This is a genomic window from Paraburkholderia sp. GW821-FHT02A12, assembly GCF_059422005.1.
In genome coordinates, this window is the sequence record NZ_JBWKWA010000002.1 from 1,384,555 (window position 1) to 1,403,916 (window position 19,362).

Sequence of the window (19,362 nt, forward strand, 5' to 3'; positions counted from 1 at the left end):
CAAACCTTATGTTTATGTTCCTGAAAGAGCGTGTTGCAAAACGCGTGTGTGACAGAGCGCTGCGCGGCGCGTGTCCTGTCAGGTCGTGTCACTGCGTTGCGGGTGAGGCAGGTGCGGCGGAGGCGTTCCACCAGCCGCCGCCGAGCGCCTGAAACAGCGCCGCGGTATCGGCGTAGCGCGACGCCTGCGCCTGCGCGAGGCTCACGACCGTTTGCTGGTACTGGCGTTGAGCGTCGAGGAGCGACAGGTAGCTCACGCCGCCGATCCGATACTGTCCGCGCGTGAGATCGAGCGAGTCGCTGGCGGCGCGCCACGCGTCGGTCTGCGCTTTCAGGCCGGTGGCGTCGTGATCGAGCGCGCGCAGCGAGTCCGCCACGTTCTGGAACGCGAGCAGCACCGTTTCGCGGTATTGCGCGTCGGCCTGCTCGTATGCCGCTTCGGCCGCGCGCTTCTGCGCACTCAGCTGGCCGCCGTGGAAGAGCGGTTGCAGCAGGCTGGCGCCGAAGCTCCAGATCGTGCTGCCGGCCTTGAATACCTGCGCGGGTGTCAGCGCCTCGGCGCCGTAGCTGGCGGACAGCGTGATCTGCGGGTACATCGCGGCCGTCACCACGCCGATTTGCGCGCTGGCCTGATGCAGCACGGCGTCGGCGGCGAGGATGTCGGGCCGCTGCCTTACCAGTGCCGACGGCAGGCTCACCGGCAGCGTCGCGGGCAACGAAAACATGTCGAGCCTGAATTCGGGCAGCGTGGCGTCACTGGGCAGTTTGCCGGCGAGTACGGCAAGCTGGTGGCGCACCTGGTCGAGCTGTTGCTGCAGGGGCGGCAGCGTTGCGCGGGTTTGCGCGAGCAGCGTCTGCTGCGCGAGCACCGCCGTGCGGCCGACGCCGCCCAGATCGAACTGCTTGCTGAGCACCCCGAGCTGCTCATCCTCCTCGGCGGCGATGCGCTCGGTGGCTTCGATCTGGGCGCGCAGCGACGCTTCCTTGACCGCCGCCGTCACCATGTTGGCCGACATCGCGAGATAGGCGGCTTGCAGCTGGTAACTCTGGTAGTCGACTTGCGCGTGCAGCGCTTCGAGTTCGCGCCGCGTTCCGCCGACTACGTCGAGCTTGTACGACACGTTCACCGACGCGTTGTAGAGATTGAATTCCTCGGTGAGTTCGGGACGGCCGAACGTGATCCCGTTCAATTTTTCGCGCGTGGCGCCCAGTTTCGCATCGACGCTCGGCAGAAGCGTGCCGCCGGCTTGCGCCGAGAAATTTTCGCGGGCCTGCCGCAATGCGGCCCGCGCCGCGGCGACGTTCGGGCTGTTGGAGAAAGCCTCGCGGATCAGCGTGTCGAGTGGCTCGCAATGAAAGAGCGCCCACCAGGCGGCGGGAATGTCCTGTCCCGGGACAAAGCGCTGCGGCAAGCCGGCGGCCCCCGGCGCGGAGGCCGTCTGCTCGGGCAAAGGGGTAGCGGTGTAGGTGTCGGTAGAGGGCGCTGGCGGCGTGCGATAGTCCGGACCGACCATGCAGCCGGCCAATGCGGCGCAGCCGCAAAGCGCGGTGCACAGGCGCCGCCGCCAGACAAAACGCTGGTTAACGTCGATCATCGATCCACCTTATGTCGCCTGCGTTTAGCCTAAACGAAGGAGCGGACGCGGATATTCAGGCAACGTGAACTTTCGATGTTTTTCCTGGCGCCGGGTTCATCGCGCCGGCCGGTATCTGCGCGTAGCCTAGCACGCGCCGGATGCTGCGCTCGCGCACGAGATCATGTAGTCGCGGTCCGGTGGACCGGCGATATCGAGTGTCTGCGGAAATGGAGGTGAAACCGCCTGGACCGGGCAAGCCTCGTGGTTGCCAGCCTGATACATCAGATCAGGCTCTGACGGCTACGTTTTTACGCGGCAGGCGTCGGACCCGCCGTTGAACCCGCGTCGTCTCGACAGCATGATTGACACATGCGATTGCTGCGGTGCGCTGCGCGGGTTGTCAGCGCGCCGCTGCGGCGTCAATGCTTGCGATGACCCGGCCAGGCAAAATGCGAATGATGCTGGTCGGTCAGCCATCCAGATTTCCATTTCCGGGCGTTTTCCACTCCGTCCTGCACGAGCAGAACGACGACCAGAAAGGCGAGACCAGTCAGCCCACAGAGGATGGCGAGGAAATCGTCAACAGATCCATATGACTGGACATGGACCGCCGCCGATCCCAGGAACTTCATGACGACGCTGGCAAATTCACTCATGGCGCCTCCCGATCAGGACACGGCCATGAATTCATTTTAGTTAATCGCACGCGGAAGGTTAATGGGGACCGTACACAGCCTCTGCCGCCGCCGAACACCCGCATGCGTCGGGCGATGACGCTCGCGTCGTTCGCGGTGATTGCACCATTCGAACCCACGCCGGGATTGTTCGCCTGCAAGTAGGCTGCGGCGACCAGCAGGTCGCCAGTGCATATTGGGCGCCGAAGCTGTACTGGCGGTTGTTGGCGAAGTTCGTGCCGTTCACCAACGCGGTTCACGAAGATAGCCAGCCGCGCTTGATCGGCCACGCGAGCAGCGTGCGGTACAACACGATCAACCCGCGCGTCATCATGGATCCGCCAAGCCGCCAAAGCGGCGTGACAAGCAGGAACGCGAGGCATGCGATGGCGACGGCGCCCACCATGTCGAACGGGAAATGGACACCGACAAACACGCGCGCCCACGCGACTGCAACGCCGGATAGCAGCGTGAGCATGCCGTACCGTCGCATGCCGCCCAACCACAAGGTCAGGGCGATGCTTGCGAATACGGTGCCGTGGTCGCTTGGGAACGACGAGTCTGAGGCATGCTGCAAGAACGTATGGCCAAGCCCGATCACGTCCGGGCGGGGGTGTTGCCAGACAAGGCCGATGAGCTGATTGACGCCGAGCGCAAGCAGGGTGACGCAACATGCGCGGATTGCCGTGCCGCGCTGATGCTCGTCGCCGGATAGCCAGATGACTACCAGCACCAGCGGGACGAGATAGATGACGTAGTCGGCGATCAACCGCGCTACCTCGATTTGCCACGCCGGCGTCGACGTCGTGGCGTTGATCATCAGAAAGAGCGCCTGATTGAGCGCTTCGAGTGTATTCATGCAGTGAGTTTGTCGAGGGACGTGTTGTGAATGATGGACCGCGTGCCGGCGCGCACACCAGCAAGGGCCCGGCGACACTACGGCACGGCAGCGGGGGCCGTGCCGCTAACCGCAACACGCCACACTCTCGCAGAGCGATCCTAGCAAACGAACCTTATGAAATGCTTAGGCCGCCACGATCGAGAATTGGCTCTCACATCTTCAGGTCGATGCGTCCATAGACACTGCCCTGGCTGACCACGAAATCCGAGTCCGCTCATTCCTCAGGCGACGCCAATAGCGATACCGGCACGCCGTGACAACTCACTCTTGCCACGACATCGGCTCCGAAGCCTGTGCTCCAGGCGTCGCGCGTATCGAGTGAGGTCGCATCCTTGTCGGCACGCAGGATATTGATTGGCCAGGACGGACGGAACAGGCGTTCGTGTGCCAAAGCTCCGACCCAGAGCGGAGTGGACGCCGCGCCGTTTGCCACCGCGTAGCCGCTTGGCCAGAAGCGCAGTACGTCGCGTTCGTCGCGCGTGCCGCCAGGACGCGTGAAGACCAGCGACGAGGGCACGCCGTTGTTCAGCTTCGGCAATACCGGAAGCGACACGGCGGCGACGTTGGGCGAGGCGAGAGAAAGCAGGCTGCGCGCCGAAAGGTCCGTTCCTTCGACCCATCCCTGAGCTCGAAGTCGTCCTCTTATCGTATCGAGGTTCGACACCCATTGCAGCGTGAGCGGCTCCTTGCGATCGCCTCCCATATCCGAGCGATAGCATGGCAGGCGCTTCCAGAGAGAAACGGTCCACTGCGATTGCGTGACGAGTATGGGCGGCGGAGGCCGCGTACTGTCCGGCGACGCGGCAGGAGGATTGACGCCAAGCTGCACACCCACGGTCGCGAGCAGGACCAGCAGAATCACGACCGGCATGAACCTGCGTGACGGCGGCGCTTCCGGGTGCCGCCAGATGGCTGTCAACGCAACGATCGCCACCCAGGCGTACGCCAACGCGGCGCCGCCAAGCGCGTCCGTCACCCAGAACCTGCCGAAGTAAAGTCCCGCGAGCGCGACGACCACGACGACGACGGCACTTGCGGTTGCGACGGCCAAACCCTCCAGCATGCCGACCCTTCGCGCAAGCAGGAATGCCAGAAAGCCATAGACGATCACCGTAGCGGCGACGTGATTGCTTGGAAACACGTAGGCATTGGAGACGAGCGAATCCGGCGGAGCACGGTGCATCGCGAACTGCAAAGCGAAGATCAGCAACTGGGAAAACACCACCGCGGCCAGCCAGTAGCCGATGGTGCGCCAGCGCCGTTCCCACACCATCCAAAGCGTAACCGCGACGACGAGTGCGGCCAGCGTGACGACGCTGCCCAGCGTGGCGAGACCCGCGAGGACGGTATCGCCCCAGGGCGTGCGGACCGATTGCAGGAAGTGATAGACGGATAGATCGATGCGCACCAGCGGATCGCCGCTGATGACGTCTTCGACAATGCCGAAGAAGAGGGCGCCGGAAACCAGCACGATGAACGAGGCCGCCACAATGCTGCCGGCATCCGGCTGCTCGGGATCCAGCATTCTTTGTGCGAGCCGGCCGATTCGGCCTGGGTGCCGGCTGGCCCAGTTCGCCAGTTGGCGGCCGGCCGCGCTCGACCACGCATTGGCGTGCGAGAACAGAAAGCGCGCGGCTCGAAAGCTCAGCCAGACGATACTCACCAGCAGCGCGATGATGACGACGAGGCGGAACGACACTGCGCCCGCCAGCAGCACCGATGCGCCGAACACCACGCCCGGCAGGATATGGGCGGGCGCCCAGAGCAGGGCCGAGAGGCCGTTCATCGCGTAGAACCGCACCGGCGTCATGCCGAGCATGCCCGCCACCACCGGCACGATCGCCCGCAACGGTCCGACGAAACGGGCGAACACCACGCTCTTCGCGCCATGTTTTTCGAAGAAGCGGCGTCCTGCATCGAGCACCTGCGGATGCTTACAGAAAGGCCATACCTGGACGATCCTGTCCTTGTAGCGGCTGCCGATCCAGTAGCTGATGCCGTCTCCGGCGACCGCGCCGGCTATCGCCCAGACGAACACCCAGCCGAGGCTCAGCGATCCGGTGCCGGCCAGTGCGCCGGCCAGGAACATGGCAGTGCTGCCAGGGATGAAGGTGCCGATGACGGCAATGGCTTCAAGGAAGGCCGCGAGGAAAACGACCGTGAGCGTCCACTCCGGGTGACCGGCCAGCAGATGCAACAGGTGGACGTACGCGTGCTCCATCGTGTGCTATGAACCGTTCTGACGTAACGGTTGATAATAACGCGCACGATCGAATGCGCGCACGACCGGATGGCGCTATCGGCTCGTGTCAGGCAATGAAGCATGCATCATTGGCCTATCATTGGCATCGCTTCATGCTGGTTTTACAGCGGCAGGCGACCATGCGGCCGTTGAACCCGACATCCCAGAGTCGAGAAAAGATGCGTACCCATTCCACGCCGCGCGCCGGCGCACTCAGCCAGATTCCCCGCGGCATCTGGATGCTGGGCTTCGTCAGCCTGTTCATGGACATCTCGTCGGAGATCATTCACAGCCTGCTGCCGATGTTCCTCGTGACGAGTCTCGGTGCGAGCGCCGTGATGGTCGGCCTGATTGAAGGCGTCGCGGAAGCGACCTCGCCCATCGTCAAGATTTTCTCCGGCGCGCTCAGCGACTATCTGGGCAATCGGAAATGGCTCGCGGTGATCGGCTACGGCTTGGGCGCGTTGAGCAAGCCGCTGTTCGCACTCGCGCCGACGGCCGGGATCGTTCTGGCTGCGCGCGTCACCGACCGGATCGGCAAAGGGGTGAGAGGCGCGCCGCGCGATGCGCTGGTCGCGGATATCACGCCGACGCATCTGCGCGGCGCGGCATACGGGTTACGGCAATCGCTCGACACGGTCGGCGCGTTTCTCGGTCCGTTGCTGGCTGTCGCACTGATGCTGCTGTGGGCGGACAATTTTCGTCTCGTGTTCTGGGTGGCCGTGATTCCCGGCTTGATCGCCGTCGCGCTGCTGGTGTTCGGCATCAAGGAACCCGCGCGTCACGCGGACGCGAAACGCGTCAATCCGCTGAAGCTCGACAATCTGAAGAAGCTGAGCCGCTCGTACTGGTGGGTGGTGTTCATCGGCGCGGTCTTCACGCTCGCGCGCTTCAGCGAGGCCTTCCTCGTGCTGCGCGCGATGCAGGGCGGCGTGCCGGTGGCGCTGGTGCCGCTCGTAATGGTGGCGATGAATCTCGTGTATTCGGTATCGGCGTATCCGTTCGGAAAACTCGCCGATTCGATGAGCCACACCAGACTATTGGCCATGGGCCTCGTGGTGCTGATTGCGTCGGATATCGTGCTTGCGCACGGCAGTCACTGGCCGGTGGTGATACTCGGTGTCGCGCTGTGGGGATTGCACATGGGACTCACGCAGGGGCTGCTCGCCACGATGGTTGCGCATACCGCGCCGCCCGATCTGAAAGGCACCGCATTCGGGTTTTTCAACCTGATGAGCGGGCTGGCGACGCTCGTGGCGAGCGTCGTCGCGGGCGGGCTGTGGGACCGCTTCGGCGCCATGGCGACTTTCTATGCAGGCGCGGTATTTTGCGTGCTGACGCTGTGCGCGTTGGCCGCTGGTGCGAAGTGGCGGCGAGGTTTCGCGCGCTAGGCCGTTTTGCTACGAGTCATGCCGGTATTGGCAAAGTCGAAGCGGAACGCACGAACGCACGCCGTGCAAGGTTATTGCGTCACGCGCCAGCGAATTGCGTTGGATAGTGCTGTGCCCGACGTCAGTGCGGGGAGCCCGGATCAATCATCGTCATCTCCATGATGACGATGATGCCAGCCGCGGTGCCAGCCGTTGTCGTGCCAGCGGCGGTCGTCGCGGTACTCGCGGTCATATCCATAACCGTAATAGGCGGGTGCCGGCGCGTAGACTACAGGCGGCGCCTGATAGATGACGGGAGGCTGTTCCACATACAGAGGTGCGGGCGCCCCAAGGAATACACCGACATCCACGTGAGCCATAGCGGCACTGGAAGCACATGCAGCGCAGAGGCCTGCTGCGAGTAAAAGAGTGGGGCGTTTCATCGTATTTCTCCTGACCGGTTCGCTCCATGCGGGCGCCGGGCGGTGACTGGCGAACTGGATTGTAGGGCGGCTTGGGCCTGGCATGTACGCCACTATTGTCACTTGTGTAACCACTGGTAACGCTTTGCCCCGCCGCCCGTCAAGCCGGGCGAATCCAGCTCGCGAACGCGCTCAATAAGCCGCTCGTGGAGCCGTTTATTGAGCCGTTTATTGAGCCGTTTAGTGAGTCGTTTATTGAGCCGTTTATTGAGCCACTCACTGAGCCGCTCACGAAGTCAGCCGCTCACGAAGCCGTCAACGTGTCGCCGGACACGTGGACGCGCTCGCCAACCTGCACGGCCGGTTGGGTCTGATAGTCGAAGTTCCGGTAGCTGCCGTCCTGCATGCGCACCTGGACCTGATAGGTCGTCTGCTTGCGCACCGCATGTTCGATGCCGTTACCGGCCACGCCGCCACCGACAGCCCCTGCAATGGTCGCCAGAATTTTGCCGCGTCCACCGCCGATCTGATTGCCGATCAGTCCGCCAGCGACCGCGCCGCCTACCGCGCCGAGGCCGGTGGTCGGCTCGGGCGACTGGACTGTGTTGATCGCGACGACTTCGCCCGCGTACGGGTCGGCGACCGGCTTCGCCGACGGCGTCTGGTATCCCTCATTGTTCGAGTACCGCGGAGCGTCCGCCGCCGCCGTGGTGTGCGTGTGATGCACGCGCGGCCGGGCCGGAGCGGCTTCCTGAGCCGTGTGTTGCACAGTGTTCGGCTGGGGGTTCGTTTGAGTCGTGGCCAGCGGAGCGCTCGCAACCGGTGCAGCGACCGCCGCGACCGGAGCCGCGGGCGCCGTGACGGCGTGCGAGGTCGGCAGAATGCCGGTCATTGCCGCGATGCCCGTGGCGCTGGCGAGGATGACGGCCGCCGCCGCGCCGGCGACGAGAGGGTGAATGCGGCTGCGCTGCGGGTTGCTGGGGGTGAGGTTCGTGTTCATTGCGGACTCCGCTGGTAGGTGTCTGCAATAACGCCGCAGCAGCGAAGGCGGTGTACGCGTCCGGCGCGCTGCTTTGTAAGCATTTGTACGACTGCCGACACGCCTGAAAGCAATCCGGCGACGCGGCGCGCATTTGAAACGCGATTCGATGCGTGAACAAAGCAGGCGGCCCGCCGTCTTACTTATTGACGGGCTGCATTCGTGCGCGTGAAGTGCACAAATTCATGACGATGCTGCGCGTGTTTCCGGCGAAAAATCCGATGGTGTTACGGAGTGAGTTATGAAGATCGTCATACACAGTATTTTGGCGTCGGCTTTGCTTATTGGTTTGTCAGGAGCGGCTTACGCTCAGTCAGGAAGCGCTACCTCCGCTGATATGAGCGGCGCGCAGTTGAACGGCGCCAATGGTGTGGGAACCGGAACGGGCTTGGGAAACGGCGTAACAGGCACGAGTCCAGGCGCAGGGTCGGTGCGTGGCGCGACGGCGATCGGCGGTCGGGGCGGCACGGAATCGGGTCCGTCCGTCAGCAACATGAGAGCAAATGGCACGAGCCTGAACATGAACCCCAATCCTCGAGCGCCTAACGTCGCGGGAAACGCGTTCGCACCGCCGCGGTAATCCGCGCGTCGTCACCTGGTCGATGCGTTGATCGCGTTCTAGCTACCGAAGTACAGCGAGCAGAAACTCGCCGGCCGACTCAGGCAGTCATCGGACTGTCTGCGTTGACCATCGACGGGGGCGTCGAAATCCTCTTTTAATGTCGTATTCCTGATCAATCTGGAATGCTGTCCGTCTGTCGATGTGAATTGAAAAGACGCATTCCACTTCGGTTCGTATCCGGCGATGTGATTCGCGCGCCGGCGCAGCTCATTCCAGATTTCTTCCGCGGGTTTCCGTTCGGCCGAGGAGTGAAGGAGCGAGAGACCGTGAAAAAATTCATCGGCCATGTGGACGATTTTCTCGCTGAGAGTCCGGCGGGATTCGCCGCCGCGCACAGCGACCTGGTGGTGCTCGACAATGAACCCGTGTTCGTGCGCCGCAAGGAACTGAAGCCCGGCAGGTTGCGCTGATTTCCGGCGGCGGTTCGGGACATGAGCCGCTGCATTCGGACTTTGTCGGTTATGGGATGTGGATACCTTCGCTTCGCGGTTAGCCGGCGAAGGCGAGGTAGTTTTGACTTTACCCCATTGAGATGCAACTAACGGTCAAGTCCGGCACGCACGTCCAAATAACGCGGCGCCGCCTCGCTGGATATGTGAAACGCGAACCGCCCGCGCGTGGCGCAGCGGTTATGCAGCGAAGCGGCCCGGTATGCCACTCAACGGTTACCGTCAAGCAGATCGCCGAGCAGGCCGTCAAATGTGGCTTGCGCGTCTTCGAGTTCTTGCAGCGCGGCGTCGAAGGTTTGCAGCGCGAACTGCGAAGGCTGGCCGCTGCCGGCGGGCGGGAATTGCGATTGCAGCGAAGCGAAGGCCGCCTGCACCCGTTTGGTGGCGGTCAACACGCGCTCCATTGCTGCGGTTTCTTCGGCTCGCGCCTGTTCGTGATCCATGAAAACTCCGTATTCGTCTGGTTTCGTCTGGCCGGCTCGCGGCGTATCGAAGGCGTGACTATGCCACGCCGGCATTCAGGACAGCGGCAAGCCGCCGTTGGCTTTCACTTCCCGCAACGACAACGCCGACTCCACCGAGGTCACGCCCGGCAGACTGCGCATTTCGTCGCGCATGAAGGTGCCGTAATCGTCGAGATCGCGCGCGACGACCTGCAGGATGTAGTCTGCGCTGCCCGACACGTTGTGGCACGTCAGAATCCGCGGAATCGCCTGCACTTCGCGCTCGAAGCGGGTGGCGACGGCGCGATCGTGCACGGCAAAGCGGACATAGACGAACGCCACCACCCCGAGGCCGAGCGCGGAACGCGAGAGCATCGCGCGGTACTGATCGATATAGCCGTCGTTCTCCAGACGCTTGAGGCGGCGCGCACACGGCGTCTCGCTCAGGCCGACCGTTTCGGCTAGCCGCGCATTCGACATGCGGCCGTCGTTTTGCAGCGCGGCGAGGATCGCGCGGTCTGTTTTATCGAGGTCGGTGGTCATCGCTGATCTTCGCTTGTGTTCGGTTAGCGGGAAACATGATTTGATTGCGGAATATTAGCGCATTCCGCCAAAAATTACGTATCCTGCCCGGTAATTCGCCAACAAACCCTCCGTCGACGATAGCAACATAGAGCCCTTGAAAACGCGAGGCTCCTATGATTTCCGCGCATCTTCTGATCGTCTATATGGCGGCACTGTTCGTGGTCTACGCGGTGCCCGGACCGGATATGGCGCTAGTTCTGCAAACCAGTATTGGACGCGGCGTGCGCAGCGGCTTCGCTGCCGCCGGCGGCCTCGGGCTGGCGCGCGCGGCGCACGTCACGCTCTCGGCATGCGGTGTGGCCGCCCTGTTGCGCAGCGCGCCGTGGCTGTACGAAGCGGTGCGCTACGGCGGCGCGGTTTATCTTGCGTGGGTCGGCATCCAGATCTTTCGCTCGCCGGTGTTCGCGTTGTCTGAAGGCGGCGCGGCGAGCGCCGAATCGCGGCCTTTGCGTACCGCTTTCGTCAAGGGTTTGCTGACCAATCTGCTGAACCCGAAAGCGCTGCTGTTCTGTTCGGTGCTGTTGCCGCAGTTCGTACGCCCGGAGGCCGGGCCGGTGGGGTTGCAGATGATCGAACTGGGTCTGGTGCTGCTCGCCATCGGCTTATGTTTCGACGTCATGTATGCGATCGGCGCTGCGCGCATCGCCGGCTGGATGCGTGCCCATCCGCTCGCGCAAACGCTGCAGCGCTGGACTTTCTCCGCGGCGTTGATCGGCTTCGCGCTGCGCCTCTCGCTGGACTGAGGCGGCGCACGGCTCACTTGTTCAGCTTGTGCTCGCGCCGCGAGCGATCCTCGATGATTTTGCGGCGATGCTTGTCTTTCATCTTCTTCCAGCTTTTGCATTCGTCGCGGGTGCGCAAGCAGCCGATGCAGAATCCGGTCTTGCCGTCGAACTTGCAGATGTCGATACAGGGTGATTCGATGCTCATGAGAGGCGGTGAATAGGAAACGGTGACGGCGACTCTCGCATGGACCATGCCCACGCGCAAAGTGATTGTGTTAATAAAGCCGATAGATGGACGCGCAAGCGCATAGGCAACCGCATATGCACGCGGCCACACAATCACTTGCTTCCTTTTCTCTTGATGAAAACTTTTCTGCTGTACGCCGTGACCGCCGTTGCCGAAATCGTCGGTTGCTATTTGCCGTGGCGCTGGCTGAAGGAGGGCGGCTCTGCGTGGCTGCTGGTGCCCGGCGCGCTCAGTCTCGCATTGTTCGCCTGGCTACTGACGCTGCACGGCACCGCCGCGGGCCGCATCTACGCGGCGTACGGCGGTGTGTACGTGGCAGTGGCGATTGCGTGGCTATGGTGCGTCGACAAAGTGCGCCCCACGCTATGGGATGCGGCTGGCGTCGCGTTCACGCTGGCCGGCATGGCGATCATCGCGTTCCAGCCGCGCGTTTGACAGCGCGCATGCGATGCTGCTCATGCAACTCTCATGCAGCTTCGCACGCAACGGCGCGCAAGCCGCTTCCTACTTGATGCCGCCCAGATAGTCGAGCTTGCCAAGTTCGACGCCGTTGTGACGCAGGATGTCGTAAGCCGTCGTGACGTGAAAATAGAAGTTCGGCAGCACGAAACCCAGCAGATACGACAACCCCGTGAACTCGATCGGGCCAGTGCGCATTTTCAGCGTGATGCTCCGCTGTTCCGATCCGTCGATCTGCCCCGCATTGAATTCCTTCAGATAATCAATCGTCTTTTGAAGGCGGGCATGCAGTTCGTCGAAGGTCTGTTCGACGTCTTCGTACTTCGGCGCTTCGACGCCGGCGAGACGCGCGGCGCAACCCTTGGCCGTGTCGCTGACGATATAGACCTGGCGTGTCAGCGGCAGCATGTCCGGAGCGAGCCGGGCGTTCGTGAACACGGATGGGTCGATCTGTTTCTCCGCAGCGTGCGCCTGGGCTTTGCCGAGAATGGCTTGCAGGTTGGTCAGGCCGCGCACCAGCACGGGCACTGATGCTTGATACATCGTAATGGACATGGGGTTCCTCTGACTCTTCGAACGTGCGCGCAGACGGCGCGCGAGGCAATGTAACGGCTGGATTGCCGCTGCAGCATCATAGCGCGAGCGGTGCGCGACGCACATTGACGGAGCACGGCGTTAGCCATTTGGACCATTTGGACAACTGCCGCGCATGTCGGAACTGTGGTCGAATGCATTTGTCGGACGGCTTGACGCAGTTCTTGAAACAGCAACCCGCCGCCGGTTCGAGGCGGGGAGTTTGTGCCGGCGTGCACCATGCCCGGGTTTGTCTTGTGGTCCGCGCCGTCACGCTAACAGGAAGGAGAGTCGATATCATGGCCAATAAGCATCCGCTGCCGGGAAGCGAGCGAACGGTAGAGCAGGGTTCGAAAGTCGTAGGGCAATGCGATCCCGCTGAACGGATCGAGGTCTTCGTGATGCTGCGCCGTAAGCAGCAGGCCCAGTTCGATGCGTTGATGAGCAAGATCGAGTCGGGCGACCCGAGCGTCAAGCCGCTGTCGCGCGAGGAGTTTGCAAAGGACTACGGCGCGGCGCCGGAGGACATCGCCAAAGTGAAAGCCTTTGCGGCCGAGCATGGCCTGACGGTGGTGCGCGAGGACCCGGCGGCGCGCTCGGTGCAGCTGAGCGGCACGATCGCGCAGTTCCAGACCGCGTTCGCTGTGCAGTTGCAGCATTACGAGCATCATTCGGCCGGCCAGTTCCGCGGCCGCACCGGCACGATCAGCGTGCCGGACGATCTGCACGGCGTGGTCGAGGCCGTGCTGGGGCTCGACAACCGGCCACAGGCGCGGCCGCATTTTCGTATCCGGCCGCCGTTCCAACCGGCCCGGGCGCCGCAGGCTTCCTTCACGCCGCCGCAACTCGCGTCGCTCTACCATTTTCCGCAAGGCGACGGCAGCGGGCAGTGCGTCGGCATCATCGAACTCGGCGGCGGCTACGTGAACTCCGACCTCAAAACCTATTTCGCGAGTCTCGGCGTCCACTCGCCGACGGTGAAGCCGGTCGGCGTCGATCAGGGCAGCAACCAGCCGACCGGCGACCCGAGTGGCCCGGACGGCGAAGTCACGCTCGACATCGAAATCGTCGGCGCGATTGCACCGGGCGCGACGATCGCGGTGTATTTCACGCAGAACAGCGACGCCGGATTCATCGACGCGGTGAGCCGCGCGGTGCACGACACGACCAATAAGCCCTCGGTGATCTCGATCAGTTGGGGCGGGCCGGAGTCGAATTGGACCAGCCAGTCGCTGCAGGCCTTCAACAGCGTGCTGCAGGCCGCGGCGACCCTCGGTGTGACCGTGTGCGCCGCGTCGGGCGACAGCGGTTCGAGCGACGGTCTGGGTGGCGATCACGTCGACTTTCCGGCGTCGAGCCCTTATGTGCTGGCGTGCGGCGGTACGAGCGTGACTGCGTCGGGCACGTCGGTTTCGAGCGAAGTGGTGTGGAACGACGGCGCAGGCGGCGCGAGCGGCGGTGGCGTGAGTCAGGCGTTTCCGGTGCCGGTGTGGCAAGAAGGTTTGTCGTCGACGGATACTGGCGGCAGCAAGACGCCGCTTGGCGGGCGCGGCGTGCCGGACGTGTCAGGCGACGCCTCACCTGTCACCGGCTACAGTGTATTGATCGACGGCACGCAAACGGTGGTGGGCGGCACCAGTGCGGTCGCGCCGCTATGGGCCGCGCTGATTGCGCGCATCAATGCGGCAAAAGGGCAGCCGGCCGGTTTCATCAACCCGAAGCTGTACAGCACTGCGGGCGTCTGCAACGACATCACGCAAGGCAACAACGGCAGTTTTGCCGCGTCGGTCGGCTGGGACGCGTGCACGGGACTCGGCAGTCCCAATGGCCAGAAGGTGGCGGCGGCACTATAGTCTGATGACACACGAACGACACGACACGCAAGACCACACAGACTACACAAGACGTTAACGAATCCATGGAGCGATCATGACGAATACCGAGTCAGCTTCCGTTAGTCCGCAGTCGCCACACAATTCTCACGCGTCACCCACGCCGGCGGCAGCGAGCGCGCCGCATCACGCCGGCGACCAGCCATTTTTCGATCCGGTCGCCTACGGTAACGGGCCAGACGATTCCGTCACCGAAACCGCTGAAACCGCCGCGATCACGCACCATTCGGTCACGATCGGCGGACACAAAATCAACTACACGGCGACTGCCGGTCACCTCGTGATCGTCGATCCAGGCAGTTCGCAGCCCGAGGCCAGGATGTTCTACGTCGCCTTCACGCAGGACAACCAGAAGGAGGAGACCCGGCCGCTGACGTTTTTCTATAACGGCGGGCCGGGTTCGTCTTCGGTGTTCGTGCTGCTTGGCTCGTTCGCACCGCGCCGCATCAAGACCTCGATGCCGAGCTTTACGCCACCCGCGCCGTACTCGATGGAGGACAACCCGGACAGCCTGCTCGACAAGAGCGATCTCGTGTTCATCAACCCGGTCGGCACCGGCTACTCGGCGGCCATCGCGCCGAAGAAGAACCGCGACTTCTGGGGCGTCGACCAGGACGCGAACTCGATCAAGCAGTTCATCAAGCGGTTTCTGACAAAGAACAACCGTTGGAATTCGCCGAAGTATCTGTTCGGCGAGTCGTACGGGACGGCGCGCAGTTGCGTGCTGGCGTACCGGCTGCATGAAGACGGCGTCGATCTGAACGGCATCACGCTGCAATCGTCGATTCTCGATTACACGCAGTCCGGCAATCCGGTCGGCACCTTGCCCACCTCCGCCGCCGACGCGTGGTATCACAAGAAACTCGGCATCGCCCCGCGCCCGACCGATCTCGGCGCGTTTGCCGAAGAAGTGGCGCAGTTCGCGCGCACCGATTATCTGGCGGCGCTGCGCAAGTTCCCGACTACCGATTCGGCAACGGTCGAAAAACTCAGCGAATACACCGGCATCGACAAAACCACCTTGCTCGCTTGGAGCCTCGATATCGCGTCGTATGACAGCCGCGGCAATTCGCTGTTTTTGACCACGCTGCTGAAGGCGCAAGGTCTGGCGCTCGGTGCGTATGACGGGCGGGTGACGGCGATCGACACTGGCATCGCCGGCAAGATCGACCCGAACTCCGGCGGCAACGATCCGACCATGACGGCGGTCTCCGGCGTCTATACGACCATGTGGAACGTGTACCTGAACGAGCAGTTGAAATACACGTCGAATTCGGCGTTCACCGACCTCAACGACCAGGCGTTCCAGTATTGGGACTTCGGCCACATCGACCCGACCGGCGCGCAGAAGGGGCTGGACGATAAGGGCAACGTGATTCTGTACACCGCCGGCGACCTCGCCGCGGTGATGGCGCTCAATCCCGATCTGAAAGTGCTGTCGGCGAACGGTTTTTTCGATTACGTCACGCCGTTCTATCAGACTGTGCTCGACCTGCAGCAGATGCCGCTTGTCAGTCAGCAGGTCCGGCAAAACCTGTCGGCGCGCTTTTATCCGTCGGGGCACATGGTTTATCTCGACGGCGGGTCGCGGACCGCGTTCAAAGCAGACCTCGCGAAAATGTATGACGCGACCGTGTCCAATACCCAGGCGCTAGGCCGCATCCGCGCTTTGCAGGCTCGCGTGGCGAAGCAGGCGCAGCCCTGACTGCCGGTGAGTGGCGCGCGGCGGTGGCGCCACTGTTTCCGGCGGGCGGGCGCGGTCTTGCCCAGTGCATTCACCACGGCAAGACCGCGCCGCTGCCGACGAAGGTTTGGCCTTCGCGCTCGACAGGCGTGTGCCGATCGTCCTCGGCGGCTCGCCGGACGCGCCCGCCAATCTCGATCTCCTGCCCTGGGCAGGCCACCAGGGCGAGCGCCGCAAGGCGCGTGCGGCGGTCATGCTCAAACGCTGCGTCTGCGAAGGCAAACTGAGTCTCGCGGAAGCGCAAGCCGCGATTGCCGGCAATTGGTCCGTGGTTTATTCGGGCTTCAGTCAAACGTCTTGCGACGTGAGCCGCCTCGATGTCGCTACCGGCGCCGAACGCGACAGCGCGCCATGAGACTGCGCGCTGTCGTTTTCGCCGTTCTCGTCGAGCATTTGTGCTTTGGATTTTTGCCCGCGCTTATTCAGGTACAGTGCATTAACGGATGTTTTAAGCCGTTTTTATGACAACGTGCCGCATCGCTTTTGCTGTCGATTGTGGCTATCCTGAAAACAGGACGAAATTCGAAGGGGAGATTTAAATGATTGCCTTCTATCTGTCGTTGGTCGCGCTGGTCACATTAGGCGCCGCCGGAGCAGCATTTATCCGTCAGCTTGCCGCCGCTCAGGCCAGGCAGCGTGGCGCGCTGCGACCGGTGCCCGCGCATACCGCCGGCCGCGGTGCGGACCATCGCGCGAGCCGAGGGTAGCCGGCATGAACCTGATTGTGCGCAACATCGCGGAATCGTGCAGCGAACAGGAAGTGCGCGAATTCCTTAAGCGTGAACTTGGCCATTACGCGAAAAACGTCGAAGTGGTGGACGCCGGCAAACCCGGCGCGTACGCCACCGTCGAACTGGGCGCGCAAGTGCCCTATGTGGGCGAGGTGATCGCGCGGCAGATTCACGGCAAGCATTTGGGCGGTCTGGCGCTCGAAGCGAGCGCCGATCTGTTCAGCGACGAACCGCCAGCCGCGCACTGATTAACCACAACCGTCCCGCTCGAACCAGGTACGCGTGAACGCGCATCCGGTTTGTCACCTTCTTTCTCTACATCCCGCTTGCCTGCACCGGCCAATCGAACGGCGTGTACGGCAACGCTCGCTTGTGCTGCGTCACGTCATAAAAACGCAAAATCGTCTCGCGCGCGACGCCTTGATGTTGCCGTGGACGAAATCCTGCTGCGAGTGGTCGGTGAATAGCACGCCGCTCGCGTGCAGCGCGGCGAGCATTGCGTCGGCGGCCGGTTTGATGTCGATGGTGAGATTTTCGTCCGCGCGAATGAACTGCAATGCCTGCTGCGCGTCGGTCTCGTCCTTTTGAATGCCGCAGGGCAGGCGTACTGCGACGAAGGGGGCGTCGTAAGGTTCGGCGCGTAACCGTTCTATCGCGAGTTGTGCGAGCCGACCCGACCGGCCGTCGTGGAGTCGACACCGCCGCTAATCCCGAGCACCTAAGTTTTCAGGCCGTTGCCACGCAGGTTCGCCAGAAAGGCGACGCGGCGTTTGATTTCCTCGGCGGCGTCGAACCCGGCGCCGACGTGCATTTCCGCGACGATGCACGCCTGGCGTGCGGTTGGGTCCTGTTGCGCCATGATTTCCGCTTTCTCCATGCATGGTTGTGCCAAAGTCAAACGATGAGTGCTTGCACGCGAAGTGCGCAAGCGGCGGACTAACAAACGAGCCGGTTCAGCCGGCCCGCTGCGACACATCAGTATCGGATTTATTGCCCATATTGGCTTTAAATACGGTTTGTTAGCGGAATTAAATCGGTTTGCGAATTTTAAAATATGGCCGGATATTATGGCGATATTGGTAAATTGGCCGATTCTTTATCGACAGATCGCAAGGCGCTTAGTAACATCGTCGCCGATCCGGGCGACGCATGAGCCGGCGGGCAGTCATTCGGCGGGCAGTCAATAATAAGATAAGCAGGTTTGCTCAAATACGCGATGAACTACCCTAATCGGCCTGGCCAGCCTGTTCCGGACCGTATGACTTTCGCTTCGGCAGATCGTCGGCGCGAAGCGGTTCGTATGCCGTGTTCACCCTTGGCGCCGCGTTCGTCGCGCGCAGCTTATTCGACACGCTATCTGACGCGCGCCGTGAGCGCCGTCTTCTGCATCTTGTCGTGCAATTTCGCGATCGCAGCCCCTGGGCCGGCGAGCCGTCCGGCGCCCATGGTCGACGCGTCCGACATTGTCGCGCCCGACGCGGCCGGTGTGATCGACCCGCGTCGCGCGTTGCAGTTTCGGGACGTGTTCGCGCGAGAGGTAACCCGGCGGCTGAAAGTGCCGGCCGCAGAGCAGCGCGCCTACGCCTACCGTCTGCAAACGGCGCTCAGTGAGAGACTTCTGGGCAATCTGTCGGGCGAGTTTGTGGTGCTGGTCGATCGCAACGCCAACGTGCAGGCGCTGTTCGTCTATTTTCGCGCGGCGCCGTCCGATACCTGGCAGATGATCGGCGCCTCGCCTGTCGGAACCGGCCGGCCGGGCGAATACGATCACTTCATCACGCCGCCCGGCGTGTTCGAACATACCCCCGCCAACATGGATTTCCGCTCCGAAGGCACGATGAACGAGAACCGCATCCGCGGCTATGGCAAGCGCGACATGCGGATCTTTCGCCTTACCATCCACACCAGCAAGGTGACGCTGATGCCGGACAGCATCACGATGCCCCACGCCAGCGACATCCACAGTGTCGGCGAAGCAATCCAGCGATGCTCGCCGAGCGCCAGCGCGAAAATCGCCGCCACGAGCGCCGCGCCGAGATTCTGCACCGCGCTTGCGCTGCGAATGTCGGCCTTCGCGAGCGAAGTCTTCTGAAACAGCGTGCCCGCGGTAATTGCGCCGACCGCGAGGATCGAGACGAGCACCACCAGCCACGGCGGCGCATTGCCGTGCGGTGCCGGCGTCGGCAGCGTGACTGCGGCCAGTTTCGGCTCGAGGACCAGCGCTACCCCCGCGAGGCCGAGCGCCATCCCTGCCCAGCCGCGCCGCGAGAGCCGTTCGCCGAACAGCGGCGCGGCGACGGCGGCCGTCGCCAGCGGTTGTAGCGCCCCGAGCAAGGCCATCACACCGGCGCTCAGGCCCTGCGCGACCGCCCAGTAGCCGGCGCCGAGATACACGCCTTGCAGCAGCGCGCCCGCCACCAGATGCCTGCCGAGATTGCGGCCGGTCGGCCACGCGGTGCGGGCGAGCAACGCGGCCAGCGTGAACAGCAGCGCAGTGCCGCCAAAGCGCGCGAGCAGAAACAGATTGGGATCGGCATATGGCGTAATCGCCCGGGCGACCACGAATCCGGTCGACCACGACACGACGAAGACGGCGGCGGTAAAGGTAGCGAGCATCGAGCGTCGATGGTGGGAAGCTGAAAGCCCGCCATCTTGCCGGGGCGTGCAA

General features: G+C 63.1%; 18 protein-coding genes and 5 pseudogenes. 10 read left to right on the forward strand and 13 right to left on the reverse strand.

Features of this window, described 5'->3' with window-relative positions; translation table 11 throughout:
- Window positions 1–88 precede the first annotated feature (88 nt).
- The 5 genes and pseudogenes from AC07WT_RS27605 to AC07WT_RS27625 all read right to left on the reverse strand — a co-directional run bounded on the left by AC07WT_RS27605 (window position 89) and on the right by AC07WT_RS27625 (window position 5,372).
- Entirely contained in the window at window positions 89–1,594 is a 1,506-nt protein-coding gene (locus AC07WT_RS27605; RefSeq protein ID WP_494949390.1) for an efflux transporter outer membrane subunit, read from the reverse strand.
- Between the two features lie 401 nt (window positions 1,595–1,995).
- Complete coding sequence (locus tag AC07WT_RS27610; RefSeq protein ID WP_494949391.1) at window positions 1,996–2,232, reverse strand: hypothetical protein; 237 nt, start codon at window positions 2,230–2,232, stop codon at window positions 1,996–1,998.
- Between the two features lie 83 nt (window positions 2,233–2,315).
- A pseudogene (locus tag AC07WT_RS27615) lies at window positions 2,316–2,494 on the reverse strand (porin); the annotation flags it as partial.
- A 12-nt stretch (window positions 2,495–2,506) separates the two neighbouring features.
- Window positions 2,507–3,109 carry a phosphatase PAP2 family protein gene (locus AC07WT_RS27620; protein WP_494949392.1) on the reverse strand — a complete coding sequence of 201 codons (603 nt, stop codon included), beginning with the start codon at window positions 3,107–3,109 and terminating at the stop codon, window positions 2,507–2,509.
- A 256-nt stretch (window positions 3,110–3,365) separates the two neighbouring features.
- On the reverse strand, window positions 3,366–5,372 hold the full coding sequence (locus tag AC07WT_RS27625; protein WP_494949393.1) for a bifunctional DedA family/phosphatase PAP2 family protein: 2,007 nt from the start codon (window positions 5,370–5,372) through the stop codon (window positions 3,366–3,368).
- 200 nt (window positions 5,373–5,572) lie between these two features.
- On the opposite strand from AC07WT_RS27625, the gene AC07WT_RS27630 reads away from it, so the two are divergent.
- Window positions 5,573–6,784: an MFS transporter gene (locus tag AC07WT_RS27630; RefSeq protein ID WP_494949394.1), complete on the forward strand. Its 1,212-nt coding sequence runs from the start codon at window positions 5,573–5,575 to the stop codon at window positions 6,782–6,784.
- Between the two features lie 140 nt (window positions 6,785–6,924).
- Here the strand turns inward: AC07WT_RS27630 and AC07WT_RS27635 are convergent, their stop codons facing one another.
- Both AC07WT_RS27635 and AC07WT_RS27640 read right to left on the reverse strand, forming a co-directional pair.
- Window positions 6,925–7,206, reverse strand: coding sequence for a hypothetical protein (locus AC07WT_RS27635; protein ID WP_494949395.1), 282 nt, complete (start codon window positions 7,204–7,206; stop codon window positions 6,925–6,927).
- 283 nt (window positions 7,207–7,489) lie between these two features.
- The gene (locus tag AC07WT_RS27640; protein WP_494949396.1) at window positions 7,490–8,185 is read right to left on the reverse strand and encodes a glycine zipper 2TM domain-containing protein; all 696 of its coding nucleotides are present in this window, start codon (window positions 8,183–8,185) and stop codon (window positions 7,490–7,492) included.
- Window positions 8,186–9,112: 927 nt separating this feature from the next.
- Between AC07WT_RS27640 and AC07WT_RS27645 the strand changes: the two are divergent.
- Window positions 9,113–9,315, forward strand: a pseudogene (locus AC07WT_RS27645) (dihydroxyacetone kinase subunit DhaK); the annotation flags it as partial.
- Window positions 9,316–9,504: 189 nt separating this feature from the next.
- On the opposite strand, the gene AC07WT_RS27650 reads toward AC07WT_RS27645, so the two are convergent.
- Window positions 9,505–9,738, reverse strand: coding sequence for a hypothetical protein (locus AC07WT_RS27650; RefSeq protein ID WP_494949397.1), 234 nt, complete (start codon window positions 9,736–9,738; stop codon window positions 9,505–9,507).
- 75 nt (window positions 9,739–9,813) lie between these two features.
- Entirely contained in the window at window positions 9,814–10,281 is a 468-nt protein-coding gene (locus AC07WT_RS27655; protein ID WP_492593172.1) for an Lrp/AsnC family transcriptional regulator, read from the reverse strand.
- A 155-nt stretch (window positions 10,282–10,436) separates the two neighbouring features.
- Between AC07WT_RS27655 and AC07WT_RS27660 the strand changes: the two genes are divergently transcribed.
- Window positions 10,437–11,066 carry a LysE family translocator gene (locus tag AC07WT_RS27660; RefSeq protein ID WP_494949398.1) on the forward strand — a complete coding sequence of 210 codons (630 nt, stop codon included), beginning with the start codon at window positions 10,437–10,439 and terminating at the stop codon, window positions 11,064–11,066.
- Between the two features lie 13 nt (window positions 11,067–11,079).
- On the opposite strand, the gene AC07WT_RS27665 is transcribed toward AC07WT_RS27660, so the two are convergent.
- Window positions 11,080–11,253: a DUF1289 domain-containing protein gene (locus AC07WT_RS27665; protein ID WP_492593259.1), complete on the reverse strand. Its 174-nt coding sequence runs from the start codon at window positions 11,251–11,253 to the stop codon at window positions 11,080–11,082.
- Between the two features lie 156 nt (window positions 11,254–11,409).
- On the opposite strand from AC07WT_RS27665, the gene AC07WT_RS27670 reads away from it, so the two are divergent.
- The gene (locus AC07WT_RS27670; protein WP_492593170.1) at window positions 11,410–11,730 is read left to right on the forward strand and encodes a YnfA family protein; all 321 of its coding nucleotides are present in this window, start codon (window positions 11,410–11,412) and stop codon (window positions 11,728–11,730) included.
- A 69-nt stretch (window positions 11,731–11,799) separates the two neighbouring features.
- On the opposite strand, the gene AC07WT_RS27675 is transcribed toward AC07WT_RS27670, so the two are convergent.
- Window positions 11,800–12,309: a DUF1993 domain-containing protein gene (locus AC07WT_RS27675; RefSeq protein ID WP_494949399.1), complete on the reverse strand. Its 510-nt coding sequence runs from the start codon at window positions 12,307–12,309 to the stop codon at window positions 11,800–11,802.
- Window positions 12,310–12,626: 317 nt separating this feature from the next.
- On the opposite strand from AC07WT_RS27675, the gene AC07WT_RS27680 reads away from it, so the two are divergent.
- The 5 genes and pseudogenes from AC07WT_RS27680 to AC07WT_RS27700 all read left to right on the forward strand — a co-directional run bounded on the left by AC07WT_RS27680 (window position 12,627) and on the right by AC07WT_RS27700 (window position 16,942).
- Entirely contained in the window at window positions 12,627–14,180 is a 1,554-nt protein-coding gene (locus tag AC07WT_RS27680; protein ID WP_494949400.1) for a S53 family peptidase, read from the forward strand.
- Between the two features lie 76 nt (window positions 14,181–14,256).
- Window positions 14,257–15,924 carry a S10 family peptidase gene (locus AC07WT_RS27685; RefSeq protein WP_494949401.1) on the forward strand — a complete coding sequence of 556 codons (1,668 nt, stop codon included), beginning with the start codon at window positions 14,257–14,259 and terminating at the stop codon, window positions 15,922–15,924.
- A gap of 94 nt (window positions 15,925–16,018) precedes the next feature.
- Window positions 16,019–16,318 (forward strand): annotated as a pseudogene (locus AC07WT_RS27690) (hypothetical protein); the annotation flags it as partial.
- 184 nt (window positions 16,319–16,502) lie between these two features.
- Window positions 16,503–16,670: a hypothetical protein gene (locus AC07WT_RS27695; protein ID WP_494949402.1), complete on the forward strand. Its 168-nt coding sequence runs from the start codon at window positions 16,503–16,505 to the stop codon at window positions 16,668–16,670.
- A 5-nt stretch (window positions 16,671–16,675) separates the two neighbouring features.
- The gene (locus AC07WT_RS27700) at window positions 16,676–16,942 is read left to right on the forward strand and encodes an RNA-binding protein (RefSeq protein WP_492593166.1); all 267 of its coding nucleotides are present in this window, start codon (window positions 16,676–16,678) and stop codon (window positions 16,940–16,942) included.
- 168 nt (window positions 16,943–17,110) lie between these two features.
- On the opposite strand, the pseudogene AC07WT_RS27705 reads toward AC07WT_RS27700, so the two are convergent.
- Window positions 17,111–17,553, reverse strand: a pseudogene (locus AC07WT_RS27705) (adenine nucleotide alpha hydrolase family protein); the annotation flags it as partial.
- Window positions 17,554–17,994: 441 nt separating this feature from the next.
- Here AC07WT_RS27705 and AC07WT_RS27710 point away from each other — a divergent pair.
- A pseudogene (locus AC07WT_RS27710) lies at window positions 17,995–18,588 on the forward strand (L,D-transpeptidase); the annotation flags it as partial.
- Here the strand turns inward: AC07WT_RS27710 and AC07WT_RS27715 are convergent.
- On the reverse strand, window positions 18,555–19,310 hold the full coding sequence (locus AC07WT_RS27715) for a DMT family transporter (RefSeq protein WP_494949403.1): 756 nt from the start codon (window positions 19,308–19,310) through the stop codon (window positions 18,555–18,557). The pseudogene AC07WT_RS27710 and the gene AC07WT_RS27715 overlap by 34 nt on opposite strands.
- Window positions 19,311–19,362 lie beyond the last annotated feature (52 nt).